Below are 23,549 nucleotides of genomic sequence, written 5' to 3'. Positions count from 1 at the left end.
CGGGCTCAGACAGCTGCATTTTCCCAATCCTTTCGCATTTCCCCCGGAAATGACTCCATTTTTCCACGTCTCTCCCCACTTGCACAACTTGCAGGGGCCAAAACCCGTCCTTATATACGCCGGGAAGCATCAATCGGCTCGCAAATCGGACCGGTTGGAAATACTGGGATCGGCGGCGGGTGCCTAAGCGGGCCCTTCGTCACAACATCGCCTAAGAGAGGATTTTGAGCATGGCCAAAGTCATCGGTATCGACCTCGGGACCACCAACTCCTGCGTCGCCATCATGGATGGGTCGCAACCCCGGGTTATCGAAAACGCAGAAGGGGCGCGTACGACGCCCTCCATCGTCGGTTTCACCGACAATGAACGCCTCGTTGGCCAAGCGGCCAAACGCCAGGCCGTGACCAACCCCGAAAACACGGTTTTCGCGGTGAAACGCCTGATCGGCCGTCGCATGGGCGACGACGCCGTCGAAAAAGATAAGAAACTCGTGCCCTACGCCATCGTCGATGGCGGCAATGGCGACGCATGGGTTGAAGTGCGCGGCGACAAATATTCGCCCTCGCAAATCTCCGCCTTTATCCTTGGCAAGATGAAAGAGACCGCCGAGTCCTATCTCGGTGAGGAAGTGACCCAGGCCGTGATCACGGTTCCGGCCTACTTCAACGACGCTCAGCGCCAGGCCACCAAGGACGCTGGCAAGATCGCCGGTCTCGAAGTGCTGCGCATCATCAACGAGCCGACCGCCGCCGCGCTGGCCTATGGCCTCGACAAGGAAGAAACCAAGACCATCGCCGTCTATGACCTCGGCGGCGGCACGTTCGACGTGACCATCCTCGAGCTGGGCGATGGCGTCTTCGAAGTGCAGGCCACCAATGGTGACACCTTCTTGGGCGGTGAAGATTTCGACATGCGCATCGTGAACTACCTCGCCGAGGAGTTCAAAAAAGAGCACAACGTCGATCTGACCAAAGACAAGATGGCATTGCAGCGTCTGAAAGAAGCCGCCGAGAAAGCCAAGATCGAGCTGTCGTCCTCGTCGCAGACCGAGATCAACCAGCCGTTCATCTCGATGGATCCGAACTCCGGCACGCCCTTGCACCTCGTGGTCAAGCTGACCCGTGCCAAGCTCGAGAGCCTCGTGTCCGATCTGATCAAGAATTCGATCAAGCCCTGTCAGGCGGCTCTGAAAGACGCCGGTCTCTCCACCTCCGACATCGACGAAGTCGTGCTCGTCGGCGGTCAGACCCGTATGCCGAAAGTCATCGAAGAGGTGACCAAATTCTTCGGCAAGGAGCCGCACAAGGGTGTGAACCCGGATGAGGTCGTGGCCATGGGCGCCGCCATTCAGGCCGGCGTGCTGCAGGGCGACGTGAAAGACGTTCTGCTCCTCGACGTGACCCCGCTTTCCCTGGGGATCGAGACCCTGGGTGGCGTGTTCACCCGCCTGATCGACCGCAACACGACGATCCCGACCAAAAAGTCGCAGATCTTCTCCACTGCCGAAGACAACCAGTCCGCCGTGACGCTCCGCGTCTTCCAGGGCGAACGCGAGATGGCTGCCGACAACAAGATGCTCGGTCAGTTCAACCTCGAAGGCATCCCGCCGGCACCGCGCGGCATGCCGCAGATCGAAGTGACCTTTGACATCAACGCCGACGGTATCGTCGAAGTGGGCGCCAAGGACAAAGGCACCGGCAAAGAGCAGAGGATCACGATCCAGGCTTCCGGTGGTCTCTCCGACGACGACATCGAACAGATGGTCAAGGACGCCGAGGCCAATGCCGAGGCGGACAAGGAGCGCAAAGAGCTCGTCGAAGCCAAGAACCAGGCCGAGAGCCTCATCCATTCGACCGAGAAGTCGATGGAAGAGCATGGCGACAAGGTTGACCCGACCACGATCGAGGCCATCGAGCTCGCCATCGCCGCGCTCAAGGATCAGCTCGAAACCGAGGACGCGGGCAAAATCCGCTCCGGCATTCAGAACGTGACCGATGCGGCCATGAAACTGGGCGAAGCTATCTACAAGGCCGAACAGGCCTCTGCCGGTGACGCCGATGATGTCGATATGGACGAAGGTCCGTCCTCCGTGGACGACGACATCGTCGATGCCGATTTCGAGGATCTTGACAACGACAAGCGTTCGTAAGTCGCAAGTCTCTAGGACCGACGTGGCCGGCCCTTTGGGCCGGTCCGCATATATGGTCCTGATGAAGGAATAGATCCATGGCAAAACGCGATTACTACGAGGTGCTGGGCGTCGAGAAAGGCGCGGATGCCGCGGAGCTGAAGAAAGCCTATCGCAAGAAAGCGATGGAATTTCACCCCGACCGCAACAAGGACAACCCGGAAGCCGAGGCCAAGTTCAAGGAAGTGAACGAGGCCTATGACACGCTCAAGGATGCCGACAAGAAAGCCGCCTATGACCGCTTCGGTCACGCTGCTTTCGAGCAAGGCGGCATGGGCGGTCGTCCGGGCGGTGGTTTCGGCGGCGGGCATGGTCAGGGCGATTTCGCCTCGGCCTTCTCCGATGTGTTCGACGATCTGTTCGGCGATTTCATGGGTGGCCCCCGGGGCGGCGGCGCACGCTCGCGCGCGCAACGCGGCTCCGACCTGCGCTATGACATGCGCGTCACCTTGGAAGAGGCTTATAACGGCGCGCAGAAGACCATCAATGTCCCGACCTCCGTGGCCTGTACCAGCTGTAATGGCACGGGGGCTGCGAATGGTGCCGAACCGCAAACCTGCCCGTCGTGCTCCGGCATGGGCAAGGTGCGCGCGCAACAGGGCTTCTTTACCGTCGAACGTACCTGTCCCGCCTGTGGCGGTCTGGGCCAGACGATCAAGGATCCGTGCAATGATTGTCACGGCGCCGGGCGGATCGAGAAAGAGCGCACCCTGTCGGTGAACATCCCGGCAGGTGTCGAAACCGGCACACGTATTCGCCTCGCCGGCGAAGGTGAGGCCGGGCTGCGCGGCGGTCCCACGGGTGATCTCTATATTTTCATAGAGGTCCGGGCCCATCCGATCTTTGAACGCGACGGCATTCACCTGCATTGCACGGTTCCGGTCTCAATGGCCACGGCGGCGCTGGGTGGCGACATAGAAGTGCCGACCATCGACGGTGGCCGCAGCCGGGTAAAAATCCCGGCGGGCAGCCAATCCGGCCGCCAGATGCGCCTGCGTTCCAAAGGCATGCCGGCGCTCCGCGGTGGCGGACAGGGCGATATGTTCATCGAGCTTTCGGTTGAAACCCCGGTGAATCTGACCGCCAGGCAAAAAGAGCTTCTGCAAGAATTCGACAAGCTCGGAGAAGATGAAAACAACCCGGAGAGCTCGTCTTTCTTCAAGAAAGTCAAAAGCTTCTGGGATGGGGTCAAGCCCAGCTAAGAAATACCAAAGGGCGCTCCGGCGCCCTTTTTGCTGCGCGATGCGCATCAGACCCGGCCCTGAATTAATCCCTCATTAACCCCTTTTTCGGCGAATCGTGGGATGACTCGGTCATGACCACATCGCCCGCCTCACCCGGTTCCTTTCGGGAAATGCCCGATTGGCTCTTCGATCTCGAAGAGGCGCGGCCGGTCGCCCTGCCGTCCCGCCCGCCGAGTTATCTGCGCAATCACCGCAAGGATTTGCAGGACCGCTTTTTCGCCGGCGGGGCCCAGGCGATGCCGGATTACGAGCTGCTCGAGCTCATTCTCTACCGCGCCCTGCCGCGTGCCGATGTCAAACCCATCGCCGCTGCCCTGCTCAAGACATTTGGGGATTACAACCGGGTCATCTCAGCCCCGATCCCGCGTCTCCTGGAAGTCGAATGTGTGGATCTCGCCGTGGCACAGGAGCTCAAGATCGTCGAGGCCGCCGCCCACCGTCTGGCCCGGGCCCGTATTCTCGAACGTCCGGTGATCTCGAGCTGGGATGCCGTTCTGGATTATTGCCACACCACCATGGCGCATCGCGAGACCGAACATTTTCGTGTGCTCTATCTCGATCGCAAGAACATCCTTATCGCCGATGAGGAACAATCCCGCGGCACGGTCGACCATGTCCCGGTCTATCCGCGCGAGGTGGTGAAACGCGCCCTCGAACTCAACGCCTCGGCACTCATTCTCGTGCACAACCACCCCTCAGGCGATCCGACACCTTCGGATGCCGATATCTCGATGACGCAACAGATCCGCGACGCGGCCGAGGCGCTGAACATCCAGCTGCACGACCACCTGATCGTCGGGAAAAACCGTGAACTCAGTTTCCGCAGCGACGGCTATCTCTGACGCGCAGCGAGGAACAAACCCGAGCATGAGAGAAAAGGGCGCCTCAGCGCCCTTTTTCAGTATCACCCAAGCCGGCAGAGGCCTATTGCGTCGCCTCCGGCCCCGAAATCGGTCGGTCTCGATACGGGTAGTTTTTCAGCCGAATATCCCCGCGGGCATGCGGCTTGGCGACGGCCTTTTCAGGATCGATCCAGTCGTCCCATTGGAAATCCTCGATCACCTGTGCCTGATAGCTCATCTCGAGCGGATGCTCGAGGATGTCATTGACGTGCAGATATTGGAAATAGCGCAGCTGATCGACCTGATAGGGCGTCGGTGTGCCACCTGCCGTCTTCACATCCAACTTGAGTTTCATCACCGCGTCGGTATCGACCTTGGTTTGCCAGTCGATCACTCCCGGAAGCATCACCGGTTCGCCCGGGATATTGTTGATCCCCTTTTTCCAAGTGGCCAGGACGGCAACGCCGGTATCCTCGCGATAGAGCAGGATGGCGTGTGAATAGCGCGTATCCTTGAAATACCCGAGATTGCCATATTGCAGCCGCGCACCGGTCAGGAAAGCGACGGCATCGGACCAACAGGGCGAGGTGCCCGAGAGGCCCCAAAGCACGCTGCGATCGATGATCCCATCGGGGAACAGGATATCGAAAGCCATACGCGCGTTATTCGCGGCATGGATCGTCCCCTCGCAATCATGGCCATGGAACTTGATCATGTCCTTGAGCGTCGCCGGATAGGTATAGGGGTAGTACCGGCCTTGCGTACCCCGGGTCGCCAGCATCTCGAAACTCGGCGCATAGGGTTTACCCGCCATCGGTGCGTACCAGGTCGGGCTACGGTCGGGCGCTTCGACTCCGGTTTCGATGAAGATATCCTCGCCCTGACGGTAGGTCGGATCGCCCGCCTCCGCCCCGGCCATCACCGTGCCGCCGACCACGACAGCCAGGCCGAGAATTGTATTGCGCCAGACAGCGTTGAACTTGTGTCGCAGAATGGGCTTTGAAGAAAGTTGTCCCATAGCATCGCTCCTACAGCAGAGGCGCTCATGGGCAGGCCAATCCATCATCCCGGTCGCCAAAAGCGCCGTTTCATCCCACCAGAATACCAGACATCTCAGTATTTTATTATGATGAGAGTCAAATCTGCGGCAGATCTCGCGAACTTTGTTTGCGAGGTGATCGCGATCAGCAAGGTCTATCTCCGCTCGCGCACCCAGACCTCGACACGACGGTTGAGCGAGCGGCCCCAGGCGATATCATCGCAGGCCAGCGGCATGGCCTCGCCAAACCCCGCCACGGAGAGCGACACGCGATCCGCCTCGAACGCCTCCCCCAGGCTTTGCTGCACGGCGCGCAAGACGGTTTCCGCCCGGCGTTTCGACAGGGTGCGATTGATGCCCGCGGCGCCCTGCCCGTCGGAGAACCCGGCAAAGAGCAATGTGTCGCCATCGAACACTCCGGCCTCGACCAATTCCGCCAGGAGATGCACATTCGAACGCGACTGCGCATCGAGCGTGGTCGAGCCCCCTTGGAACCGAAAGCCCAGCGTCAGCCGTTTGGCGCCCTGAAGCGCCTCTGTGACACTCTTCAGATCGTCCAAGGTGGTGTCCGCGCCGGCATGGGAAATGGCATTGGCAAAGCGCCGCCCCTGATCGCGAAAGGACAGGGTATCGACCCCTTGATCGACGAAATCGGTGCGGGCCAGGACCACCTGCGCCGCTGGCGACAAAACGAAACCCAGGAACTCACGCGCCAGTTTCGGCAGTCTGCGAGCGGGCGTGTAGAGAAAGACCGGGCGGGTCAGCGGATAATCTTCGGTCTTGATATCGGAGGACATGGCGCGCGCCTCGAAACCGCAGGCCCCGCGCAGGCCCAGTGATTTGATGGCGCCGCCTTCCGAGAGCCGCCCAAGCCCGATGGCATAGGGGTCCTCCTCAATGGCCTGCACCACATCAGCATAGCTGTCATGCAGGGTGATTGCCCCCTCCGGCGGGGTCACCTTGGCGCCCAGAATGAATTTGCGAAACTCGCTGCCCTCATTCAGGTCCTCGCGCATCAGATGGGCGACGATCGGGGCGTCTCCGCCGCCGAGCTCCGTCCAATTGCTGAACTGTCCCGTGTAAATCCCGGCAAGATCGGAGAGCGACAGGGCCTCCACCAGGTTCGAGCGGGACGCCATCGGCACCAGCGCATCGAGCGCCACCACCCGCGCCCTGAGCGGATCGGAAAGATCGCCCACACCGGACTCGAAGGCCAGCGCCAGCTCGCGCGGCGCCACCTTGCGCAGGGACAACACGACATCTGTGGCCTCGGCCATCATATCGGCGAAACCTTCGGCACTGGTGCTCTCGGTCAGGAGAAATTCGCCCACCGTCAGATCGTTGACCGTATCGGTCAAAACCATCGAGCGCATGGTTTCGCTCAGCGAATTGGTGGCCACGGCATAGCCATTACGCATGGCAAAGGCGGTGATCAGCGCCGGCATCAGCGTCCGCATGCCCTTGGCCTCGCCAGACATGCGGATCTGGGCGTAATAGCCCTCGAGATCGGGACAACCCGGCCCCTCGCACCGCACCCCCGAACCATCCACCGTCAACACGCCGAGATCGGTCTCGACCCGATAGAATTCACCGTCGAAGCTCAGGAAATTGCCGGTGATCGAGATCGAACCATCGCGCGACAGGAGATTGACGTCCTGTGCCAGAACTGAGGCGGGGAACAGGATCAACAGGACAAAGGCGGTGAAACGGGCCGCAGCGGCTTTCAACATGGGCTCCACGCCTTTGTGACAGATTGGCTTTCCGGGACTTTCCGTCCTGGGCGCAAATTTTTCAACCTGAAATCAGAAAGAAAAGGCCCGCAGCGCTCAGACGATGCGGGCCATTTTCACAAGCGGATCAAACAGCGCCGTGGCAATGTTTGAATTTCTTGCCGGAGCCACAGGGGCAAAGATCGTTGCGTCCCGGATTGCCCCAGGTCGAGGGATCGTTTTCATCGAAGCCCGGCACAGCATTCGGATGCCCCTCTTCCGGTTCGCCAACCGGGTTGGGTTGCGCCCCTGCGACCGCCGCAGCCTGCTGAGCCGCGAGCTGCGCCAGCATGCTGTTACGCTCTTCTTCGGTCATCGGGCGCACACGGGAAAGTTTCTGGCTCACTTCACTGCGCAGGCTGTCGAGCATGGTCTCGAACAGCTGGAAGCTTTCGTTCTTGTATTCATTGAGCGGATCCCGCTGGGCATAGCCCCGGAACCCCACGACGGAGCGCAGATGTTCAAGCGTCAAAAGATGCTCGCGCCACTTGGAATCGATGGTGCTCAGGAGGAATTGCTTTTCGATCTGGCGCATTTGCTCCGCACCGAAAGCCTCTTCCTTTTCAGCCATCATCGCATCCGAGGCATCGGAAATCCGTTCGATGATCGCCTCATCATCGACCCCCTCTTCCTCGGCCCAGTCCTTGACCGGCAGATCCATGTTGAGCGCTTCAACGACACTGTCATGAAGCCGATCCACATCCCATTGATCCGGGTAGGATTTCGGCGGAATCGTCTCGCCGACGAGATCGTCGATCACCTCGTGGCGCATATCGGCAACGATCTCGTTCACATCTTCGGATTCCATGATCTCGCGCCGCTGGGAGAAGACCACCTTGCGCTGATCATTCATCACGTCATCGAATTTCAGAAGCTGTTTGCGGATGTCGAAGTTGCGACCTTCGACTTTGGCTTGCGCTTTCTCCAGGGATTTGTTGACCCAGGGGTGCACGATCGCCTCGCCCTCTTTCATGCCCATTTTCGAGAGCATGTTGTCGAGACGCTCGGAGCCGAAAATGCGCATCAGATCGTCTTCGAGCGACAGGAAGAACAACGAGCGCCCCGGGTCGCCCTGACGGCCCGAGCGGCCGCGCAGCTGGTTGTCGATCCGGCGCGATTCATGGCGCTCGGTGGCGAGCACATAGAGACCGCCGGCCTCGAGAACCTTTTTCTCTTCCTCGGCGTGCTGCGCCTCGATCTGTTTGCGGATCTCGTCCGGGTTGGCCTCGGGATTGGCGGCCAGGGCCTCCATCACCGACATTTCGACATTGCCGCCAAGTTTGATGTCGGTGCCGCGACCGGCCATGTTGGTGGCGATGGTCACCGCACCGAATTTGCCGGCATCGGCGACGATCTGGGCTTCCATCTCGTGCTGCTTGGCGTTGAGCACATTGTGCTTGATGCCTTCCTTGGTCAGCAGTTGCGAGAGCTGTTCGGATTTGTCGATCGAAGTGGTGCCAACCAGAACCGGCTGGCCCTTGGCATTGGCACTCCGGATCGACTCGACCACGGCAGTGAGCTTTTCCGCCTCGGTGCGGTAAACCCGGTCATGCTCGTCAATCCGGGCGATCGGCCGGTTGGTCGGCACTTCGACCACGCCGAGCTTGTAGATTTCCATGAATTCCTCGGCCTCGGTGGCCGCGGTCCCGGTCATGCCCGAGAGCGTCTCGTAGAGGCGGAAATAGTTCTGGAACGTCACCGAGGCCATGGTGATGTTCTCGGGCTTGATCTCGACGCCCTCTTTCGCCTCGATCGCCTGATGCAGACCTTCGGAAAGACGACGTCCGGACATCATCCGGCCGGTGAACTCGTCGATCAGGGCCACTTCGCCGTTGCGCACAATGTAATGCACACCGTTCTGGAACAGGGTATGCGCCCGCAGACCCTGGTTCACATGGTGCACGATGGTGGTGCTTTCCGGATCGTAGAGCGTCTGACCTTCGGACAGCAAACCGGCCTGATGCAGGATCTCTTCGAGATATTCGTTGCCGGCCTCGGTGAAGGTCACCTGACGGGCCTTTTCGTCGATCTCGAAATGCTCTTCGGTGAGAGAAGGGATCAGCTTGTCGATCGTGAGATAGAGCTCGGACCGGTCATCCGAAGGACCGGAAATGATCAGCGGCGTCCGCGCCTCGTCGATCAGGATGCTGTCCACCTCGTCGACGATGGCGAAATGATGCCCACGCTGGACCATGTCCTTGAGCTCGGATTTCATATTGTCGCGCAGATAATCGAAGCCCAGCTCGTTGTTCGTGGCATAGGTCACGTCACAGGCATAGGCCGCGCGTTTCTCGTCCTCGGGCTGCTGGCTGTAGATCGAGGAACAGCTCATGCCCAGCGCCTCGAACACATTGGCCATCCAGTCGGCGTCGCGTTTGGCGAGGTATTCGTTCACCGTCACCACATGCACGCCCTTGCCGGTCAGCGCATTGAGATAGGACGGGAAGGTCGCGACCAGCGTCTTGCCCTCACCGGTCTTCATCTCGGCGATATTGCCCTGATGCAGGAAGATGCCCCCCATCAGCTGCGTGTCGAACGCTCTGAGACCCAGCGCCCGGCGGGCCGCTTCGCGACAATTGGCGAAAGCCTCGGGCAGGATGGCGTCCAAGCTCTCGCCACCTTCCACGCGTTTCTTGAATTCTTCGGTCTTGGCGATCAGTCCGGCGTCATCGAGTTTTTCGAACTCCGGCTCCAGCGCGTTGATCTTTGCCACGATCGGTCGGGTCGCCTTGATCTTGCGATCATTGGGTGTTCCGAAAACCTTCTTCGCGAGTGTACCGATGCCCAGCATATTCTCTCCGCTCGATGCGTCCTGACAGGATCGTGTGAGAGGAGGGATTGCCCCGCTGCCACTCTGCCCATAGAAACAGGCGTAAAGGCTCCTCTGCAACGACCTATCGGGATGTAAGGGGCCACATCATCAGTGTCAACGTCGGGTCCCGGAATGGCGCCGACAGGAAGGATTTTCTCGATGAAATACCGTTTTCCCACCGCCGCAGCCCTGCTTTCCGTGGCTCTCATGGCCTCCGCGCCCGTCATGGCAGAGGATTTGAGTGCAGAAACCGTGGTCGCCCGGGTCAACGACACGGAAATCACCCTCGGTCACATGATCGCGGCCCGGCAATCGCTGCCGCCGCAGTACCAGAGCCTGACCGATGCACAGCTTTTTGACGGCATCGTGAACCAGATTGTCCAGCAGGAGCTGCTGTCCCAGGCCGCAGGCGATGTGGAAGAGGCGCTGAAATACCAGATCGACAATGAGAAACGCGTGTTGATCGCCGGCAATATGCTCGAGACCATGTCCAAGGCGGCGGTGAGCGAGGAAGCTCTGAAAGCCGCTTATGATGCAAAATTCGCCGAATTCGAGCCGGGCCGCGAATACCACGCCGCGCATATTCTCGTCGAAACCGAGGAAGAGGCGAAAGCGATCGAAGCCGAACTGAATGACGGGGCCGATTTCGCCGGTCTGGCGCGCGAAAAATCCACCGGCCCCTCGGGTCCGAATGGTGGCGATCTCGGCTGGTTCGGTCTCGGCATGATGGTCGAACCGTTTGAAAAAGCCGTGGTCGAGATGAAAGAGGGCGATGTTTCGGCCCCGGTTCAGACCCAATTCGGCTGGCATGTCATCAAATTGATGGAAACACGCCTGGCCTCTGTGCCGCCGCTTGAGGAAGTGCAAGACGAGCTGACCGCCGATATTCAGGAAAAAGCCATTCGCAGCAAGATCGAAGAGCTGACCGATGCAGCCACGATCGAGATGGTCGAAGGGATTGACCCGGCCGCACTGCGGCAAGACGATCTGTTGGCCCAGTAACCCCGGGTTCAGGCAAGGACGACACAGATGGCCAAGATTGAACATGTTTCCCCGCTCGCGCCGGAAAAATTCCCCGAGCTTCCCGTGATCGGCGGCGTGCGTTTTGCCGCACTTGAGGCCGGGGTACGTTACTCTGGACGAACGGATCTCATGTTGGCCGAGCTTTGTGAGGGCACGGCGGTTGCCGGCGTCTTCACCCGCTCGTCCACACGCTCGGCCGCTGTGCTCGATTGTCAGGAGAAGATCACTGAGGATCTCGAAGGCAAAGCCGCAATCCTGGTGAACTCCGGTAATTCCAACGCTTTCACCGGTCAATCGGGTTTCGATTCGGTGGCCAAGATCACCGCCGCCGTGGCCGAGGAAATGGGCATCGAGCAAAACCGCGTCTTCACCGCCTCCACCGGCGTGATCGGCGAGCCGCTCAAATGGGAGCGGATCACCGCCAAGATCGGCGAGCTGAGCGCGAGCCTCGAAGAAGGCGCCATGGAACAGGCGGCCCGCGCCATCATGACCACGGACACCTTCCCGAAAGGCGCCACGCAGACCGCGACGCTCGACGGGGTCGAGGTCAAGATCGCCGGTTTCGCCAAAGGCTCCGGCATGATTGCGCCCGATATGGCAACCATGCTCTGCTATATCTTCACCGACACCGCAATTTCGCGTGAAGTGCTGCAACAGTGCCTCTGGCTCGACAATGCCTCGACCTTCAACTGCGTCACCGTCGATGGCGACACCTCGACCTCGGACACGGTTCTGGTCGCCGCCACCGGCAAGGCCGATATGGCGCCGATCACCGATTTCGCCGATCCTCGGGTGCGGGTGTTCCGCGACGCGCTGCATGCGGTAATGAAGGATCTGGCAATCCAGATTGCCCGTGACGGCGAAGGCGCCAGCAAGCTCATCGAGGTGCAGGTCACCGGCGCCAATGCCAACGGCCCCGCCCATCGCGTCGCCATGGCCATCGCCAATTCGCCGCTGGTCAAGACCGCCGTGGCCGGCGAGGACCCGAACTGGGGCCGTGTCGTCATGGCCGTCGGCAAGGCCGGCGAGCGCGCCGAGCGCGACCGTTTGACCATCTGGTTCGGCGACATCCTCGTGGCCGAGAACGGCTGGGTCGCGCCCTCCTATACCGAGGAGGCCGGCGCCGCCTACATGAAGAATTCCGAAATCACCATTCGCGTCGATCTCGGCCTCGACAATGGCACCGCCACCGTCTGGTCCTGCGACCTGACTCATGGTTATATCTCGATCAACGCGGATTACCGCTCGTGAAGATCGTTCTGGTTTCCGCCGTCGCGCTGATCGATGTCGAGGGGCGTGTGCTTTTGGCGCAGCGCCCCGAGGGCAAGAGCATGGCCGGTCTCTGGGAATTCCCGGGTGGCAAGGTCGAGCCCGGAGAGACGCCTGAGGCGGCACTGGTCCGAGAGCTTCACGAAGAGCTCGGGATCGAGACCTGGAATTCCTGTCTCGCGCCGCTGACCTTCGCCTCGCACAGCTATGACGACTTCCATCTGATGATGCCGCTGTTTGCCTGTCGCAAATGGAACGGCATCCCGAGCCCACGCGAAGGACAGGTGCTGAAATGGGCGAAAGCCTCCGAGCTGCGCGACTACCCGATGCCGCCCGCGGATATTCCGCTGATTCCCATCCTGCGCGATCTCTTGTGAAATGCCGCAAAGCAGAAACAGCATATGCTGTAGGATTAACCCCTAATTGCTCAACATTTGCGCAGAAAAAACGGGTTTGTCTCAATTTCGTAAATGTTTTTTAACGAATTTTCGGTTAAATTAACCCTAATAAGGTTCAAACCGGAGCAAGCCACATGATGCGTTCTATCACGCTCGGAAAGTACATTTCCGTTCAGGGCCAGTACATCGGCGAAACCGAGAATGGCAAGATTCAGGTCCGCGTTGGCGACAAAACCTTTGTCGGCAAACCCGTTTCCCACTCCAAAGCGGCCTGAGTTCCACGTTATACAGCTAAAAAGGCGCGCCACCCGGCGCGCCTTTTTCTATGTCTGTTTTCTCCGGTTTTTGGCCAGCCCGGCCGCCCCCCGAAGGTCGCGACCGGGATGACCCGATCCGGGATCAGTCGAGCTTGCGCTCGACCTCTTCGCGTTCGAAAATCTCAATGACATCGCCCGGGCGGATATCGTCGTAATTCTCGAATGCCATACCGCATTCCTGGCCGGACAGCACTTCCTTGACCTCGTCCTTGAAGCGCTTGAGCGTCTTCAGCGTGCCCTCGTGGATCACCACATCGTCGCGCAGCAGGCGCACACCGGCGGAACGCCGCGCCACACCTTCGGTGACGAGACAGCCCGCCACCTTGCCGACGCCGGAGACCTTGAAGACTTCCTTGATCTCGGCATAACCGATGAAGTTCTCGCGAATTTCCGCAGACAGGAGGCCGGAAGCCGCCGCTTTCACGTCATCCACGAGGTCGTAGATCACGGAATAGTAGCGAATTTCGACGCCTTTCTGGTTGGCAGAGTTCCGGGCCGGCGCGTTGGCACGGACGTTGAAGCCGATCACCGGCGCGCCGGAGGCCTCCGCCAGACCGATATCGCTCTCGGTGATCGCACCCACACCGTAGTGCAGCACGCGCACGCGCACCTCGTCGTTGCCGATTTTTTCCATCGCCTGGACGATCGCCTCGGCAGAACCCTGCACATCGGCTTTCACCAGGATCGGAAGCTCGGAGACATTCTCATCCGCCTTGGCTTTCGCCAGAAGCTGATCGAGCGTGGTTGCGGCACCGGCTGCGGCGCGTTTGTCCTTGGCGGCCTGTTCGCGATACTCGGCGATCTCACGGGCTTGCGCCTCGGTGTCGACCACGTTCAGCACGTCACCGGCTTCCGGCGTACCGTTGAGACCCAGGACCTCGACCGGAACCGACGGACCGGCCTCATCGACGCGATCGCCCTTGTCATTGACCAGCGCACGGACCTTGCCCCATTGCTCACCGACGACGAAGATATCGCCGCGCTTGAGCGTCCCTTTTTGCACCAGAACGGTGGCAACCGGGCCGCGGCCCACGTCGAGCTGGGCTTCGATCACGGCACCTTCGGCGGCGCGATCCGGATTGGCCTTGAGCTCGAGGATTTCGGCCTGAAGTGCGATGGCTTCCAACAGCTCGTCGAGCCCCTTGCCGGTCTTGGCGGAGACTTCGACGTCCTGCACATCACCGGACATCTCTTCGACGATCACCTCATGTTGCAAGAGCTCGGTGCGCACCTTCATCGCATCGGCCTCCGGCTTGTCACATTTGTTGATCGCCACGATCATCGGCACACCTGCGGCTTTCGCGTGGCTGATCGCCTCGATCGTCTGCGGCATGACCGAGTCATCGGCCGCCACCACCAGAACCACGATATCCGTCACCTGAGCACCACGTGCCCGCATCGAGGTAAAGGCGGCGTGGCCCGGCGTATCAAGGAAGCTCAACACGGCCCCGGATTCGGTTTTCACCTGATAGGCACCGATATGCTGGGTAATGCCGCCGGCCTCGCCGGAGGTCACATTGGCATGGCGGATCGCATCGAGCAGCGAGGTTTTACCATGGTCCACATGGCCCATGATGGTGATCACCGGCGGACGCGACTGCAGCGTTTCCGGTGCGTCTTCGACCTGTTGGATCACGTCCTCAACGTCGGCATCGGACACACGCACGATGCGGTGACCAAATTCCTCGACGATCAGCTCGGCCGTATCGGCGTCGATCGACTGGTTCTGGGTGACCATCATGCCCATTTTCATGAGCGACTTGACCACGTCGGCAACCCGTTCCGCCATACGGTTGGCGAGTTCGGAAACAACGATGGTTTCCGGCACCTGAACGTCGCGCACAACCTTTTCACGCGATTCATTGCCACCCATCGCCTTTTGACGCATGCGTTCCTGTTTGCGCTTCATCGCGGCCATGGAGCGCTGACGCCCGCCTTCACCGCCAGACAGCGCCTGGTTCACGGTCAGCTTGCCGGAGCGACGGTTGTCGCCCCCCTTGCCGCGGTTGTTGCGATCATCGGCTTCACGCTCGCGACCACGCGGGGGCGTCGGCTGAGCCGCACGGCCGCCACGTTCCTGCTGTTTCTGCAGCGCCGCCTGCGCCGCGGCAGGATCATCGTCCTGCTTCGGTTTCGCGGCAGCGGCCGGTTTCTTCTTGGCTTCCGCCGCGCGTTGCTTGGCCTCTTCGGCCTCACGCTTCTGACGGGCTTCCTCTTCTTCCTTGGCTTTCAGCGCGGCTTCGCGCTCCGCCTCTTCACGGGCCTTTTCTTCGGCCTCGCGGCGGCGACGCTCGCGCTCTTCCTCGCGGGCCTTTTCATCGGCCGCGCGCTGTTTCGCCTCTTCGGCTTCCGCCGCTTTCGCAGCAGCGAGCGCTTTCATCCGACGTTCCATTTCCGCATCGGAAATCCCGGCCGGACGCTTGGAGGGATCCCCAAGATGGGATTTTCCGGCCCCAGACGCACCCGATTTCGCGGCTCCGGGCTTCGGTACCACGACACGTTTGCGTTTGGTTTCCACCACGACGTTCTTCGTGCGCCCGTGGGAGAAGCTCTGCTTCACAGACCCAGGACCACCCCGAACCCCGAGGGTTTTTTTGCCGTCATTCTCGCTCATTTCGTCGTCTTACCCTTCCCGGCGGAGCCCTCTCCACCGATTGTCTCGCGCACGCCCATAAGGCGGTTGGCTTCCTCTACAACACGTTTGCTGAGTCCGCCACCTGCGAGCGCGCCATGTATCACACTTTCGCGGCCAAAAGCCAAACCCAATTCGGAACTCGTCAGATGGCCGAACCAACGGCCCCCCTCGGGTGTCCAGAGCTTGCCTTTGCCGCGTTCCGAGCCATCGGAGGCCTGAAGCAGGACTCTCGCCCGCCCCTCAGACAACCAGCTCTTCACTTTTTCAAATCCGCAGACCGCGTCTCCGGCCTTTCGTGCCAGGGACACGAGATGCACCACCCGATCCGCGAGCCCCGCCTCGATCATATCGACGAACCCATCGGGCACTGTCACCTGAGCGCGCGCCGCCTTGGCAAAGAGCTTTTTCTTCACCGCCTCGTCCAGAGCCGCGCGATCGGCCGCGACCCAGATCCCGCGACCCGGCAGCTTTTCGGCCAGATCCGGCACGACAAGCCCATCGGGGGCAATGACAAAACGGATGAGGCCCCGGCGAGGCTCGGCCTCGCGGGTCACGATACAGCGCCGTTCCGCTTCATCTCTGGTCTTCGTCATGCCGCCTCGGGTCATTGCTCAGTGCTCAGTGTTGCAAGGCCTGAAATCAGGCCTCGCTTTCCTCTTCCGCCACATCGCCTTCGGCAACGTCTTCTTCGGTTTCAAGATCGGCGGGGTCGACCCAGCCCAGCTGAATCCGTGCGGTCATCACCAGGTTCTGTGCTTCTTCAAGGGAGAGGTCGAATTTCTCAAGCACGCCATCGTCCTTGACCCGTTCGCCATTCACCGTGGTCCAGCCCCCGGCAAGCTCCCAGTCTGCGCAGGTCGCGAAATCTTCGAGCGATTTCACACCGTCTTCGGCCAGCGCTTCAATCATTTGGGGCGTCAGACCCTCAAAGTCAATGAGGCTTTGCTCAACGCCCAGTTCACGGGCATGTTCGAGCGCCTTGCGCTGTGCCTCTTCCAGTACGTCGCGGGCCCGGGCCTGAAGCTCGTTGGCGGTGTCTTCATCGACACCGTCGATCACCAGAAGCTCGTCGACATCGACATAGGCGACCTCTTCGAGATTGGTGAAGCCTTCGGAAACCAGCAGCTGGGCAAAGAATTCATCGAGATCGAGCGCTTCCATGAACAGCTTGGTGCGGGCCGCAAACTCGGCCTGACGGCGCTCGGATTCCTCGGCCTCGGTCAGAATATCGATGTCGAGACCGGTGAGCTGCGACGCCAGACGCACGTTCTGACCGCGACGGCCGATGGCCAGCGACAGCTGTTCGTCGGGCACCACAACCTCGATCTTGCCAGCATCCTCATCGAGCACCACTTTGCTCACTTCGGCCGGCTGCAGCGCGTTCACGAGGAAGGTCGGCTGATCGTCATTCCAGGGAATGATGTCGATTTTCTCACCCTGAAGCTCGTTCACCACGGCCTGCACGCGCGAGCCGCGCATACCGACACAGGCGCCGACCGGATCGATCGAGCCGTCATAGGAAATCACGGCGATTTTCGCGCGAGAGCCCGGATCGCGGGCCACGGCCTTGATCTCGATGATACCGTCGTAGATCTCCGGCACTTCCATCTTGAACAGCTCGGCCATGAATTCCGGCGCGGTGCGCGACAGGAAGACCTGCGGACCGCGCACTTCGCGGCGCACATCCTTGATGAAGCAGCGGATGCGGTCGTTCGGACGATAGGCTTCGCGGCCGATTTTCTCGTTGCGGCGCAGGATGCCTTCGCCACGACCGATATCGACGATCACATTGCCGTATTCCTCACGTTTCACCACACCGTTGATGATGGTGCCAACGCGGTCCTTGAATTCGTCGAACTGACGATCCCGCTCGGCTTCACGCACTTTCTGCAGGATCACCTGTTTCGCGGATTGCGCGGCAATCCGGCCCAGCTCGACCGGCGGCACTTCGTCCTTGATCTCGTCCCCCACTTGCGGGTCGGCCATATATTGCTTGGCCTGCTCCACGGTCAGCTCGGCCTGGTAATTCTCGAGCTCTTCGTCTTCGACGACGGTGCGCACACGGGTAAACGTCGCCCGACCGGTCTTGCGGTCGATGGAAACGCGAATGTCCATTTCGGAGCCGTAGCGCGACTTTGCAGCGCGCGCGAGGCTCTCTTCCATCGCTTCGACCACCAGTTCGGGATCGATCATTTTTTCGCGGGCCACGGCCTCGGCGGTTTGCAACAGCTCAAGCTGGTTTGCAGAGGTGATTGCCATTACTCAGTCCTCTCTCAATCCTCTGAAGACCCGTCGTCGGTCTGGATTTCGTCAAATTGGGTTTCGTCGATTGCGCCATCGGATTTCCGTTGGCGCAGCATTTCACGGATCAGCTCATCGGTCAGCACGAGCTTGGCATCCGACAGCCAGTCAAAATTCAGCCCGATGGTGACATCTTCGCCATTGTTCTCAATGGTCAGAAGCACATCGTCACCCTCGACACCGGCCAACACGCCTTTGAAACGGCGGCGACCGTCGATCATTTCGGTGGTCTCGATCTTGACCTCATAGCCGTCGAAGGTCTCGAAATCCTTCAAACGGGTCAGAGGCCGGTCGATCCCCGGGCTCGACACTTCGAGCGTATATTCATCTTCGATCGGATCTTCGACATCGAGAATAGCAGAAACGGCGGTGGAAATCTCCGCGCATTCATCCACTTCGATACCGCCCTCCGGACGTTCGGCCATGATTTGCAGGGTCTTCGATTTCGTCGAGGACATCAGACGCACACGCACAAGCTCGAACCCCATCCCTTCGATGACGGGGCCGACGATCTCCGCCATCCGGCGATCAATCGCGGTCTTGGCAATAAGTTCGGACATTTCCGGGTTGCCTTTCAGACATTACATTGCCCCACAGGGGCACAAAAAAACGGGCACGCGGCCCGTCGATCTTTCCCGGTGGAGCTTCGGGAACTCCCGACAGCGCCGCTGTTGGCATGTCCTATACGCGCCAAACAGCGGAACTGCAAGCCCTATCCCATTTCGGCCGCGATCCGGTCCGTCGTCATCACCAGCGCGCGGGTAATGCCCGGCTCGGACAGGGCATGACCCGCCTGTCCGATCATGACCAGCCGCGATCTGGGCCAGGCCCGATGCAGGTCATAGGCAGTCTGTGGCGGACAGATCATGTCGAACCGGCCCTGAACGATGGTCCCGGACACATCCGACATGCGATCGATATTCGAGAGCAATTCCCCGTCCTGCTCGAAAAACGCGCGATTCAGGAAATAGTGATTCTCGATCCGTGCGAAAGTCCGGGCGTAATCCGGGTTGGCATCGCCCACCGCACCATCGGAGCCGATCGCCGCCAGCGCATTTTCCCATCGCGACCAGATCCGGCCATAGGTGACCTCTTCGCGATAGATGCCGCTGAACAAGCGTTTGTGATAGGCGGCGATCAGGTCGCCCTGTTCCGCCAGCGGGATCGCATCGCGAAACTCCGCCCAAAGATCCGGCCAGAACCGCCCGGCGCCGCCGGCATAGAACCAATCGAGCTCGCTTTGCCGCGCCGTGAAGACCCCGCGCAACACCAGATGCAGCACCCGGTCCGGATGGCTTTGTGCATATGCCAGACCCAGGGTCGCGCCCCAGCTGCCGCCAAAGACCATCCAGCGATCAATGCCGAGCGCGCGCCGAATTTTCTCGATATCCGCCACCAGATGCCAGGTGGTATTGGCCTCGACCGAGGCAAAAGGCTTTGAACGCCCGCAGCCCCTCTGATCGAACAGAATAATGCGATAGCGCGAAGGGTCGAAATAGCGCCGCATATAAGGGCTGCACCCGCCGCCCGGTCCGCCATGCAAAACCACGACCGGAATGCCCGCCGGATTCCCGCTTTGCTCCACGTAAAGCTGATGCCCATCTCCGACATCCAACATCCTGTGGTCATAGACCGCGATTTGGGGGTAGAGATACGAATATGCGCTCTTTTGGCCTGTGACCTTGTCCATGGAAATCCTATATAGCGCGGGCAGGAGCTGATGTCCCGGCAGAGGGATTTGAACATGAAGGACGCGATCATGCAAACCACCATTGACCCGCAAGAGGTCGCAAAATTCGAAGCCATGGCCGCGGAATGGTGGGATCCGACCGGAAAGTTCAAACCGCTGCACATGATGAACCCGGTGCGGCTCGATTATATCACCGCGCAGATCGCCGCCGAGTTCGGGCGTGACCTGTCCGCCGACAAGCCATTCGAAGGTATTCGTCTTTTGGACATCGGCTGCGGTGGCGGACTTTTGTCCGAACCGATGGCGCGCCTGGGTGCCACCGTGATCGGTGCCGATGCGGCTGAGAAAAACCTACCGGTGGCGCGTATCCATGCCGAACAATCGGGTCTTGAGATCGATTATCGTCACATCACCGCCGAAGCGCTGGTCGAAGCGGGCGAGCAATTCGATGTCGTGTTGAACATGGAAGTGGTCGAACATGTGGCCGACCCGCTGGCCTATCTCACCGCCTGCCAGCAGCTTTTGAAACCCGGCGGGCTGATGCTTTGCTCGACCATCAACCGCAATCCCAAAAGCTATGCCATGGCGATTTTCGGCGCCGAGGTGGTGATGCGCTGGCTGCCGCGCGGCACCCATGAATGGAACAAGTTCATCACCCCCGATGAGCTGGTCGATCTGATCACCAACGCGGGGCTCTCCGTCGTTGATCGCAAGGGCTTCGTCTTCAACCCGATCCTCTGGAGCTGGTCAATCTCGGCGCGCGACCTGTCGGTCAATTACGTGACCGCCTCGATCAAGCCGAAATAGGGTCTAATCCCCCCCTAATTCTCATCTTCAAGACGGATGCGCATTTCACGCAGGACCGGCAGAGCGGCCTTGACGCGTTCCGTGCCGATTGCCTCGACGATATCCGAGAGAATCGGCGCGATGGCGGCTAGGGCCGCGTCCCTCGCCCGGGTCCCGGCGGGCGAGATCGACACGAATTTGCGCCGGGCATCGTCCCAATCCGGCCGGATATGAATATGTCCGGCCCATTCCAGCTTGTTCAAGGTGTTGGTCATCGCCCCGCGCGTGACGTGAAAGGCCCGCGCCAGCTGTGCCGGAGAGCGTTCTTCCCCCGCCCGCGCCAGATGGTTCAACACCGAAAAATGGCTGATCTCCATACCTTTTGGCAGGGCCTTGGTCAGCCGGTTGCGGGCCAGCTGATCCGCCATGAATATCTCGGAAAACAGAGCAACCGAGAGGGCATCGGTGTTCGGGCGATCGCTCATGCGTCAACCTCGAAATCGCGGTCATGCAGGAGGCTGGGGATGCGTTTGCGCGCCCTGGCGACCTCGTCGAGATCGATATCGACAAGACCCAAACCCGGCTCAACGCCGCCATCGAACAGAACCTCGCCCCAAGGCGAAATCACCAAGGAGTGACCATAGGTCCGCCGGTTCACGTCGACTTTTTCGGCATGATGCCCGGTCTGCGCCGGCGCCAAAACGAAACAACCGGTCTCGATCGCACGCGCCCGCAACAGGCTGTGCCAATGCGCCTCGCCGGTGACTGCAGTAAAGGCGGCGGGCGCCACGAGGATCTGCGCCCCGGCCTTGGCCAGCGCGCGATGCAGCTTCGGGAATCGCAGGTCGTAACAGATCGTCATGCCGATCTTGCCAAAGGGCGTCTCGGCCACCACGGCTTTTGTCCCAGGGCGATAGCCATCGGATTCGCGATATTTTTCCGTCTCGCTGACATCCACGTCAAACATGTGGATCTTGTCATACCGCGCCTTGATCTCTCCCTCCGGCGAAATCAGGAAGGAACGATTGGCAAACCGCCCATCCGGATCGTCGGTCTTGAGACCCAGAGAGCCGATCAAGAGCCAAATCCCGCGCAAACGCGCGGTTTCGCGCAGCGCGGCGAGGGTCGGATCCTCTTCCTCGCGGAACAAAACCTGTTTTTGGTGCGCCCGCGACGAGGAGACGCAATTGCTCACCTCGGGGGTCAGAACGAATTCTGCCCCCGCATCCGCCGCCTTGATCACAAGCTCTCGGGTGACGCCAAGATTGGCGCGCGGATCGTCGCTTGAATTGAGGGTGATGAGGCCGATTTTTGTCATCGTTCAGCCCGCCAGAAGCGGGTCCAGCTTGCCAGCACGCTCCAAGGCGTGCAGCTCATCGCAGCCCCCCACATGGGTAGCGCCGATGAAAATTTGCGGCACAGTGTGGCGGCCATGGGCTTTCTGCATCATTTCGGCACGACGCGACGGGTCGGCCATCACGTCGATATCGGTGTACTCAACCCCTTTCGACGTCAGCAGCCGTTTGGCGGCGACACAAAAGGGGCAGATCGGGGTGGTGTAGAGTGTGACTGGTTGCATGGGAAATCCTTTGTCTTGCGGCGACTATACGGATTTAGGGCTTTCTGTCCACGCGGGCCAGTACCGCGACATCAACTCCTGCGGCGCCGCCGGCCAAACAGGCTTCCGCGCATTGCGTCAAAGTGGCGCCGGTGGTCATCACGTCATCGATGAGCAACACCCGGCGGCCTTCGATGTCCCCGGCTCGTCGCCCGCTGAGTCGAATGGCTCCGGTCACGGTCTTTGCTCGTTGCGCGGCCGTCATACCATCAAGCTTGCGCGTCGCATTCGCCCGCCGCAGTAGATCAGGCACATAGGTGAGATGGTGCAGCTTCGCCAGCCGTGCCGCCAAGAGCGCAGCCTGATTGTAGCGTCGGAACAAAATCCGGCGCCAATGCAGCGGCACCGGCGCGACGACCATGTCCGCCGTGATCAGCGGCGCCGCGGCATCGGCGAGCCATTGCCCCGCCGCATAGGCGAGATCGGTGCGATCCCCATGCTTGAACCGCAACACGATGGAGCGCCCGTTGCCGGCATAGAGCATCACCGCCCGCCCGCGGGTCCAGACACGCGGATGGGTCCGGCAATCGTCGCATAGGTCTCCCTCCTCGGCATCCCCGATCAACGGCCGTCCACAGGCGTCACAGGGTGGGTCGATGATGAAAGGCGTATCGGCCCAGCATGTCGGGCAGAGACCGCGCTCTACCTCGATCATTTCGTCGCAGGTCAGACATTGCGCCGGGTAAACCAGCTTGAGCAGTCTTTGCATTTCCCGTTCGACTTTCTACATTGTCCGTCACGCATCACTTCACACGGGACAAAACAGCCATGTCAAACACCGCCCCTTTGGTCGATCGGGATCAATTGTCCCGCAATCGCCGCCGTGCGGTTCGCATGTCCGGGGATTTTTTCCTGCATGAGGAAGCCCGGTTCGAGATCGAGGATCGGCTCGAAATGGTGACCAAGTCCTTCTCGTCTCCCGCCATCGTCACAGGTTTCCCGGCTCTTTGGCAAGAGTGGTTTCCCGAGGCCAAGGTGGTCTCGGACGAGGATTTTCTCGCGCTTGAGGAAAATGCGCATGATCTGGTGATCCATGCGATGAGCCTACATTGGGCCAATGACCCTGTCGGACAGCTCATCCAGTGCAACCGCGCACTCAAACCCGACGGGTTGATGATCGCGGTGTTTTTCGGGGATCAGAGCCTCAACGAGCTACGCGCCTGCCTCGGCCAGGCCGAGACGATGATCAGCGGCGGGTTGTCGCCCCGGGTTTTGCCAATGGGTGAGCTGCGCGATCTCGGCGCGCTGTTGCAACGCGCCTCCTTTGCCCTCCCGGTCGCCGACAAGAGCGTGCGCATGGTCACCTACCCGTCGCTCAAACGCCTCGCCTCGGATCTGCGTGCCATGGGCGAAGGCAATGCCCTCTCCGCACGTCACAAGAGGGCCGGAAAGAAAGCGCTGTTCGACCAGGCCGAGAAGCTTTACCGCACGCATTTCTCGGACGGTGACCGCCTCACCGCGACCTTCGATCTGGTCTTTCTGACCGGCTGGGCGCCGGACGCGAGCCAGCCGAAACCGCTGATGCCGGGATCCGCCAAAATGCGGCTCTCCGAGGCGCTCAAAACCGAAGAATTCAAACTGCCGGACGGCTAAACATACCCTTGACCTGATCTCGGG

At 60.5% G+C, this 23,549-nt stretch carries 21 protein-coding genes; 9 read left to right on the top strand and 12 right to left on the bottom strand.

What is annotated here, in order from left to right:
- Positions 1-230: 230 nt before the first annotated feature.
- The 3 genes from dnaK (at position 231) to radC (ending at position 4,275) form a co-directional block, all read left to right on the top strand.
- Entirely contained in the window at positions 231-2,150 is a 1,920-nt protein-coding gene (gene dnaK, locus BM151_RS12495) for a molecular chaperone DnaK (RefSeq protein ID WP_090061050.1), read from the top strand.
- A 77-nt stretch (positions 2,151-2,227) separates the two neighbouring features.
- Positions 2,228-3,391 carry a molecular chaperone DnaJ gene (dnaJ, locus tag BM151_RS12490; protein WP_090061049.1) on the top strand — a complete coding sequence of 388 codons (1,164 nt, stop codon included), beginning with the start codon at positions 2,228-2,230 and terminating at the stop codon, positions 3,389-3,391.
- A gap of 113 nt (positions 3,392-3,504) precedes the next feature.
- The gene (gene radC / locus BM151_RS12485; RefSeq protein WP_090061048.1) at positions 3,505-4,275 is read left to right on the top strand and encodes a RadC family protein; all 771 of its coding nucleotides are present in this window, start codon (positions 3,505-3,507) and stop codon (positions 4,273-4,275) included.
- Between the two features lie 82 nt (positions 4,276-4,357).
- On the opposite strand, the gene BM151_RS12480 is transcribed toward radC, so the two are convergent.
- The 3 genes from BM151_RS12480 to secA all read right to left on the bottom strand — a co-directional run bounded on the left by BM151_RS12480 (position 4,358) and on the right by secA (position 9,874).
- Positions 4,358-5,293, bottom strand: a complete 936-nt coding sequence (locus tag BM151_RS12480) for a formylmethanofuran dehydrogenase subunit E family protein (protein WP_218151361.1) — start codon at positions 5,291-5,293, stop codon at positions 4,358-4,360.
- Between the two features lie 176 nt (positions 5,294-5,469).
- Entirely contained in the window at positions 5,470-7,044 is a 1,575-nt protein-coding gene (locus BM151_RS12475) for a phosphate ABC transporter substrate-binding/OmpA family protein (protein ID WP_090061047.1), read from the bottom strand.
- Positions 7,045-7,171: 127 nt separating this feature from the next.
- Complete coding sequence (secA, locus tag BM151_RS12470; RefSeq protein ID WP_090061046.1) at positions 7,172-9,874, bottom strand: preprotein translocase subunit SecA; 2,703 nt, start codon at positions 9,872-9,874, stop codon at positions 7,172-7,174.
- A 180-nt stretch (positions 9,875-10,054) separates the two neighbouring features.
- On the opposite strand from secA, the gene BM151_RS12465 reads away from it, so the two are divergent.
- The 4 genes from BM151_RS12465 (at position 10,055) to BM151_RS21650 (ending at position 12,860) form a co-directional block, all read left to right on the top strand.
- Positions 10,055-10,897 (top strand): peptidylprolyl isomerase, encoded by an 843-nt coding sequence (locus BM151_RS12465; protein ID WP_090061045.1) that lies wholly within the window; start codon positions 10,055-10,057, stop codon positions 10,895-10,897.
- Positions 10,898-10,924: 27 nt separating this feature from the next.
- Positions 10,925-12,169 carry a bifunctional glutamate N-acetyltransferase/amino-acid acetyltransferase ArgJ gene (argJ, locus tag BM151_RS12460; RefSeq protein WP_090061044.1) on the top strand — a complete coding sequence of 415 codons (1,245 nt, stop codon included), beginning with the start codon at positions 10,925-10,927 and terminating at the stop codon, positions 12,167-12,169.
- On the top strand, positions 12,166-12,564 hold the full coding sequence (mutT, locus tag BM151_RS12455) for an 8-oxo-dGTP diphosphatase MutT (RefSeq protein ID WP_090061043.1): 399 nt from the start codon (positions 12,166-12,168) through the stop codon (positions 12,562-12,564). The genes argJ and mutT overlap by 4 nt, the downstream gene beginning before the upstream one ends.
- A gap of 155 nt (positions 12,565-12,719) precedes the next feature.
- Positions 12,720-12,860, top strand: coding sequence for a hypothetical protein (locus tag BM151_RS21650; protein ID WP_090061042.1), 141 nt, complete (start codon positions 12,720-12,722; stop codon positions 12,858-12,860).
- A gap of 124 nt (positions 12,861-12,984) precedes the next feature.
- On the opposite strand, the gene infB is transcribed toward BM151_RS21650, so the two are convergent.
- The 5 genes from infB to pip all read right to left on the bottom strand — a co-directional run bounded on the left by infB (position 12,985) and on the right by pip (position 19,528).
- On the bottom strand, positions 12,985-15,516 hold the full coding sequence (gene infB / locus BM151_RS12445) for a translation initiation factor IF-2 (protein ID WP_090061041.1): 2,532 nt from the start codon (positions 15,514-15,516) through the stop codon (positions 12,985-12,987).
- Complete coding sequence (locus tag BM151_RS12440; protein WP_090061040.1) at positions 15,513-16,145, bottom strand: RNA-binding protein; 633 nt, start codon at positions 16,143-16,145, stop codon at positions 15,513-15,515. The genes infB and BM151_RS12440 overlap by 4 nt, the downstream gene beginning before the upstream one ends.
- Positions 16,146-16,176: 31 nt before the next feature.
- Positions 16,177-17,796 carry a transcription termination factor NusA gene (nusA, locus tag BM151_RS12435; protein ID WP_090061039.1) on the bottom strand — a complete coding sequence of 540 codons (1,620 nt, stop codon included), beginning with the start codon at positions 17,794-17,796 and terminating at the stop codon, positions 16,177-16,179.
- A 14-nt stretch (positions 17,797-17,810) separates the two neighbouring features.
- The gene (gene rimP / locus BM151_RS12430; RefSeq protein WP_090061038.1) at positions 17,811-18,398 is read right to left on the bottom strand and encodes a ribosome maturation factor RimP; all 588 of its coding nucleotides are present in this window, start codon (positions 18,396-18,398) and stop codon (positions 17,811-17,813) included.
- Positions 18,399-18,550: 152 nt separating this feature from the next.
- On the bottom strand, positions 18,551-19,528 hold the full coding sequence (gene pip / locus BM151_RS12425; RefSeq protein ID WP_090061037.1) for a prolyl aminopeptidase: 978 nt from the start codon (positions 19,526-19,528) through the stop codon (positions 18,551-18,553).
- 69 nt (positions 19,529-19,597) lie between these two features.
- Here pip and ubiG point away from each other — a divergent pair, with 69 nt between their 5' ends.
- Positions 19,598-20,335, top strand: coding sequence for a bifunctional 2-polyprenyl-6-hydroxyphenol methylase/3-demethylubiquinol 3-O-methyltransferase UbiG (gene ubiG / locus BM151_RS12420; RefSeq protein ID WP_090061149.1), 738 nt, complete (start codon positions 19,598-19,600; stop codon positions 20,333-20,335).
- 14 nt (positions 20,336-20,349) lie between these two features.
- On the opposite strand, the gene BM151_RS12415 is transcribed toward ubiG, so the two are convergent.
- From BM151_RS12415 to BM151_RS12400, 4 genes are read right to left on the bottom strand one after another with little or no spacing between them, the layout of a single operon-like run.
- On the bottom strand, positions 20,350-20,799 hold the full coding sequence (locus tag BM151_RS12415; protein WP_090061036.1) for a MarR family winged helix-turn-helix transcriptional regulator: 450 nt from the start codon (positions 20,797-20,799) through the stop codon (positions 20,350-20,352).
- Positions 20,796-21,632 (bottom strand): carbon-nitrogen hydrolase family protein, encoded by an 837-nt coding sequence (locus BM151_RS12410; RefSeq protein ID WP_090061035.1) that lies wholly within the window; start codon positions 21,630-21,632, stop codon positions 20,796-20,798. The genes BM151_RS12415 and BM151_RS12410 overlap by 4 nt, the downstream gene beginning before the upstream one ends.
- Before the next feature lie 3 nt (positions 21,633-21,635).
- Positions 21,636-21,893, bottom strand: coding sequence for a glutaredoxin 3 (grxC, locus tag BM151_RS12405; RefSeq protein WP_090061034.1), 258 nt, complete (start codon positions 21,891-21,893; stop codon positions 21,636-21,638).
- A gap of 34 nt (positions 21,894-21,927) precedes the next feature.
- Positions 21,928-22,641 (bottom strand): ComF family protein, encoded by a 714-nt coding sequence (locus BM151_RS12400; protein ID WP_090061033.1) that lies wholly within the window; start codon positions 22,639-22,641, stop codon positions 21,928-21,930.
- Between the two features lie 125 nt (positions 22,642-22,766).
- Here BM151_RS12400 and BM151_RS12395 point away from each other — a divergent pair, with 125 nt between their 5' ends.
- Complete coding sequence (locus BM151_RS12395; protein WP_425429550.1) at positions 22,767-23,525, top strand: methyltransferase domain-containing protein; 759 nt, start codon at positions 22,767-22,769, stop codon at positions 23,523-23,525.
- The last annotated feature ends 24 nt before the right edge of the window (positions 23,526-23,549 follow it).

Source organism: Celeribacter neptunius, from assembly GCF_900113955.1.
GTDB classification, from domain to species: domain Bacteria; phylum Pseudomonadota; class Alphaproteobacteria; order Rhodobacterales; family Rhodobacteraceae; genus Celeribacter; species Celeribacter neptunius.
This window is presented reverse-complemented; position numbering and strand designations above follow the sequence as displayed.

Bases quoted from the DNA above. Each gene is read 5' to 3' on its own strand.
- BM151_RS12400 (WP_090061033.1), bottom strand. From the start codon at position 22,641: ATGCAAAGACTGCTCAAGCTGGTTTACCCGGCGCAATGTCTGACCTGC.
- BM151_RS12475 (WP_090061047.1), bottom strand. From the start codon at position 7,044: ATGTTGAAAGCCGCTGCGGCCCGTTTCACCGCCTTTGTCCTGTTGATC.
- pip (WP_090061037.1), bottom strand. From the start codon at position 19,528: ATGGACAAGGTCACAGGCCAAAAGAGCGCATATTCGTATCTCTACCCC.
- BM151_RS12410 (WP_090061035.1), bottom strand. From the start codon at position 21,632: ATGACAAAAATCGGCCTCATCACCCTCAATTCAAGCGACGATCCGCGC.
- BM151_RS12465 (WP_090061045.1), top strand. From the start codon at position 10,055: ATGAAATACCGTTTTCCCACCGCCGCAGCCCTGCTTTCCGTGGCTCTC.
- dnaJ (WP_090061049.1), top strand. From the start codon at position 2,228: ATGGCAAAACGCGATTACTACGAGGTGCTGGGCGTCGAGAAAGGCGCG.
- ubiG (WP_090061149.1), top strand. From the start codon at position 19,598: ATGCAAACCACCATTGACCCGCAAGAGGTCGCAAAATTCGAAGCCATG.
- BM151_RS21650 (WP_090061042.1), top strand. From the start codon at position 12,720: ATGATGCGTTCTATCACGCTCGGAAAGTACATTTCCGTTCAGGGCCAG.
- argJ (WP_090061044.1), top strand. From the start codon at position 10,925: ATGGCCAAGATTGAACATGTTTCCCCGCTCGCGCCGGAAAAATTCCCC.
- grxC (WP_090061034.1), bottom strand. From the start codon at position 21,893: ATGCAACCAGTCACACTCTACACCACCCCGATCTGCCCCTTTTGTGTC.
- nusA (WP_090061039.1), bottom strand. From the start codon at position 17,796: ATGGCAATCACCTCTGCAAACCAGCTTGAGCTGTTGCAAACCGCCGAG.
- radC (WP_090061048.1), top strand. From the start codon at position 3,505: ATGACCACATCGCCCGCCTCACCCGGTTCCTTTCGGGAAATGCCCGAT.
- dnaK (WP_090061050.1), top strand. From the start codon at position 231: ATGGCCAAAGTCATCGGTATCGACCTCGGGACCACCAACTCCTGCGTC.
- infB (WP_090061041.1), bottom strand. From the start codon at position 15,516: ATGAGCGAGAATGACGGCAAAAAAACCCTCGGGGTTCGGGGTGGTCCT.
- BM151_RS12440 (WP_090061040.1), bottom strand. From the start codon at position 16,145: ATGACCCGAGGCGGCATGACGAAGACCAGAGATGAAGCGGAACGGCGC.
- rimP (WP_090061038.1), bottom strand. From the start codon at position 18,398: ATGTCCGAACTTATTGCCAAGACCGCGATTGATCGCCGGATGGCGGAG.
- BM151_RS12395 (WP_425429550.1), top strand. From the start codon at position 22,767: ATGTCCGGGGATTTTTTCCTGCATGAGGAAGCCCGGTTCGAGATCGAG.
- BM151_RS12415 (WP_090061036.1), bottom strand. From the start codon at position 20,799: ATGAGCGATCGCCCGAACACCGATGCCCTCTCGGTTGCTCTGTTTTCC.
- BM151_RS12480 (WP_218151361.1), bottom strand. From the start codon at position 5,293: ATGGGACAACTTTCTTCAAAGCCCATTCTGCGACACAAGTTCAACGCT.
- secA (WP_090061046.1), bottom strand. From the start codon at position 9,874: ATGCTGGGCATCGGTACACTCGCGAAGAAGGTTTTCGGAACACCCAAT.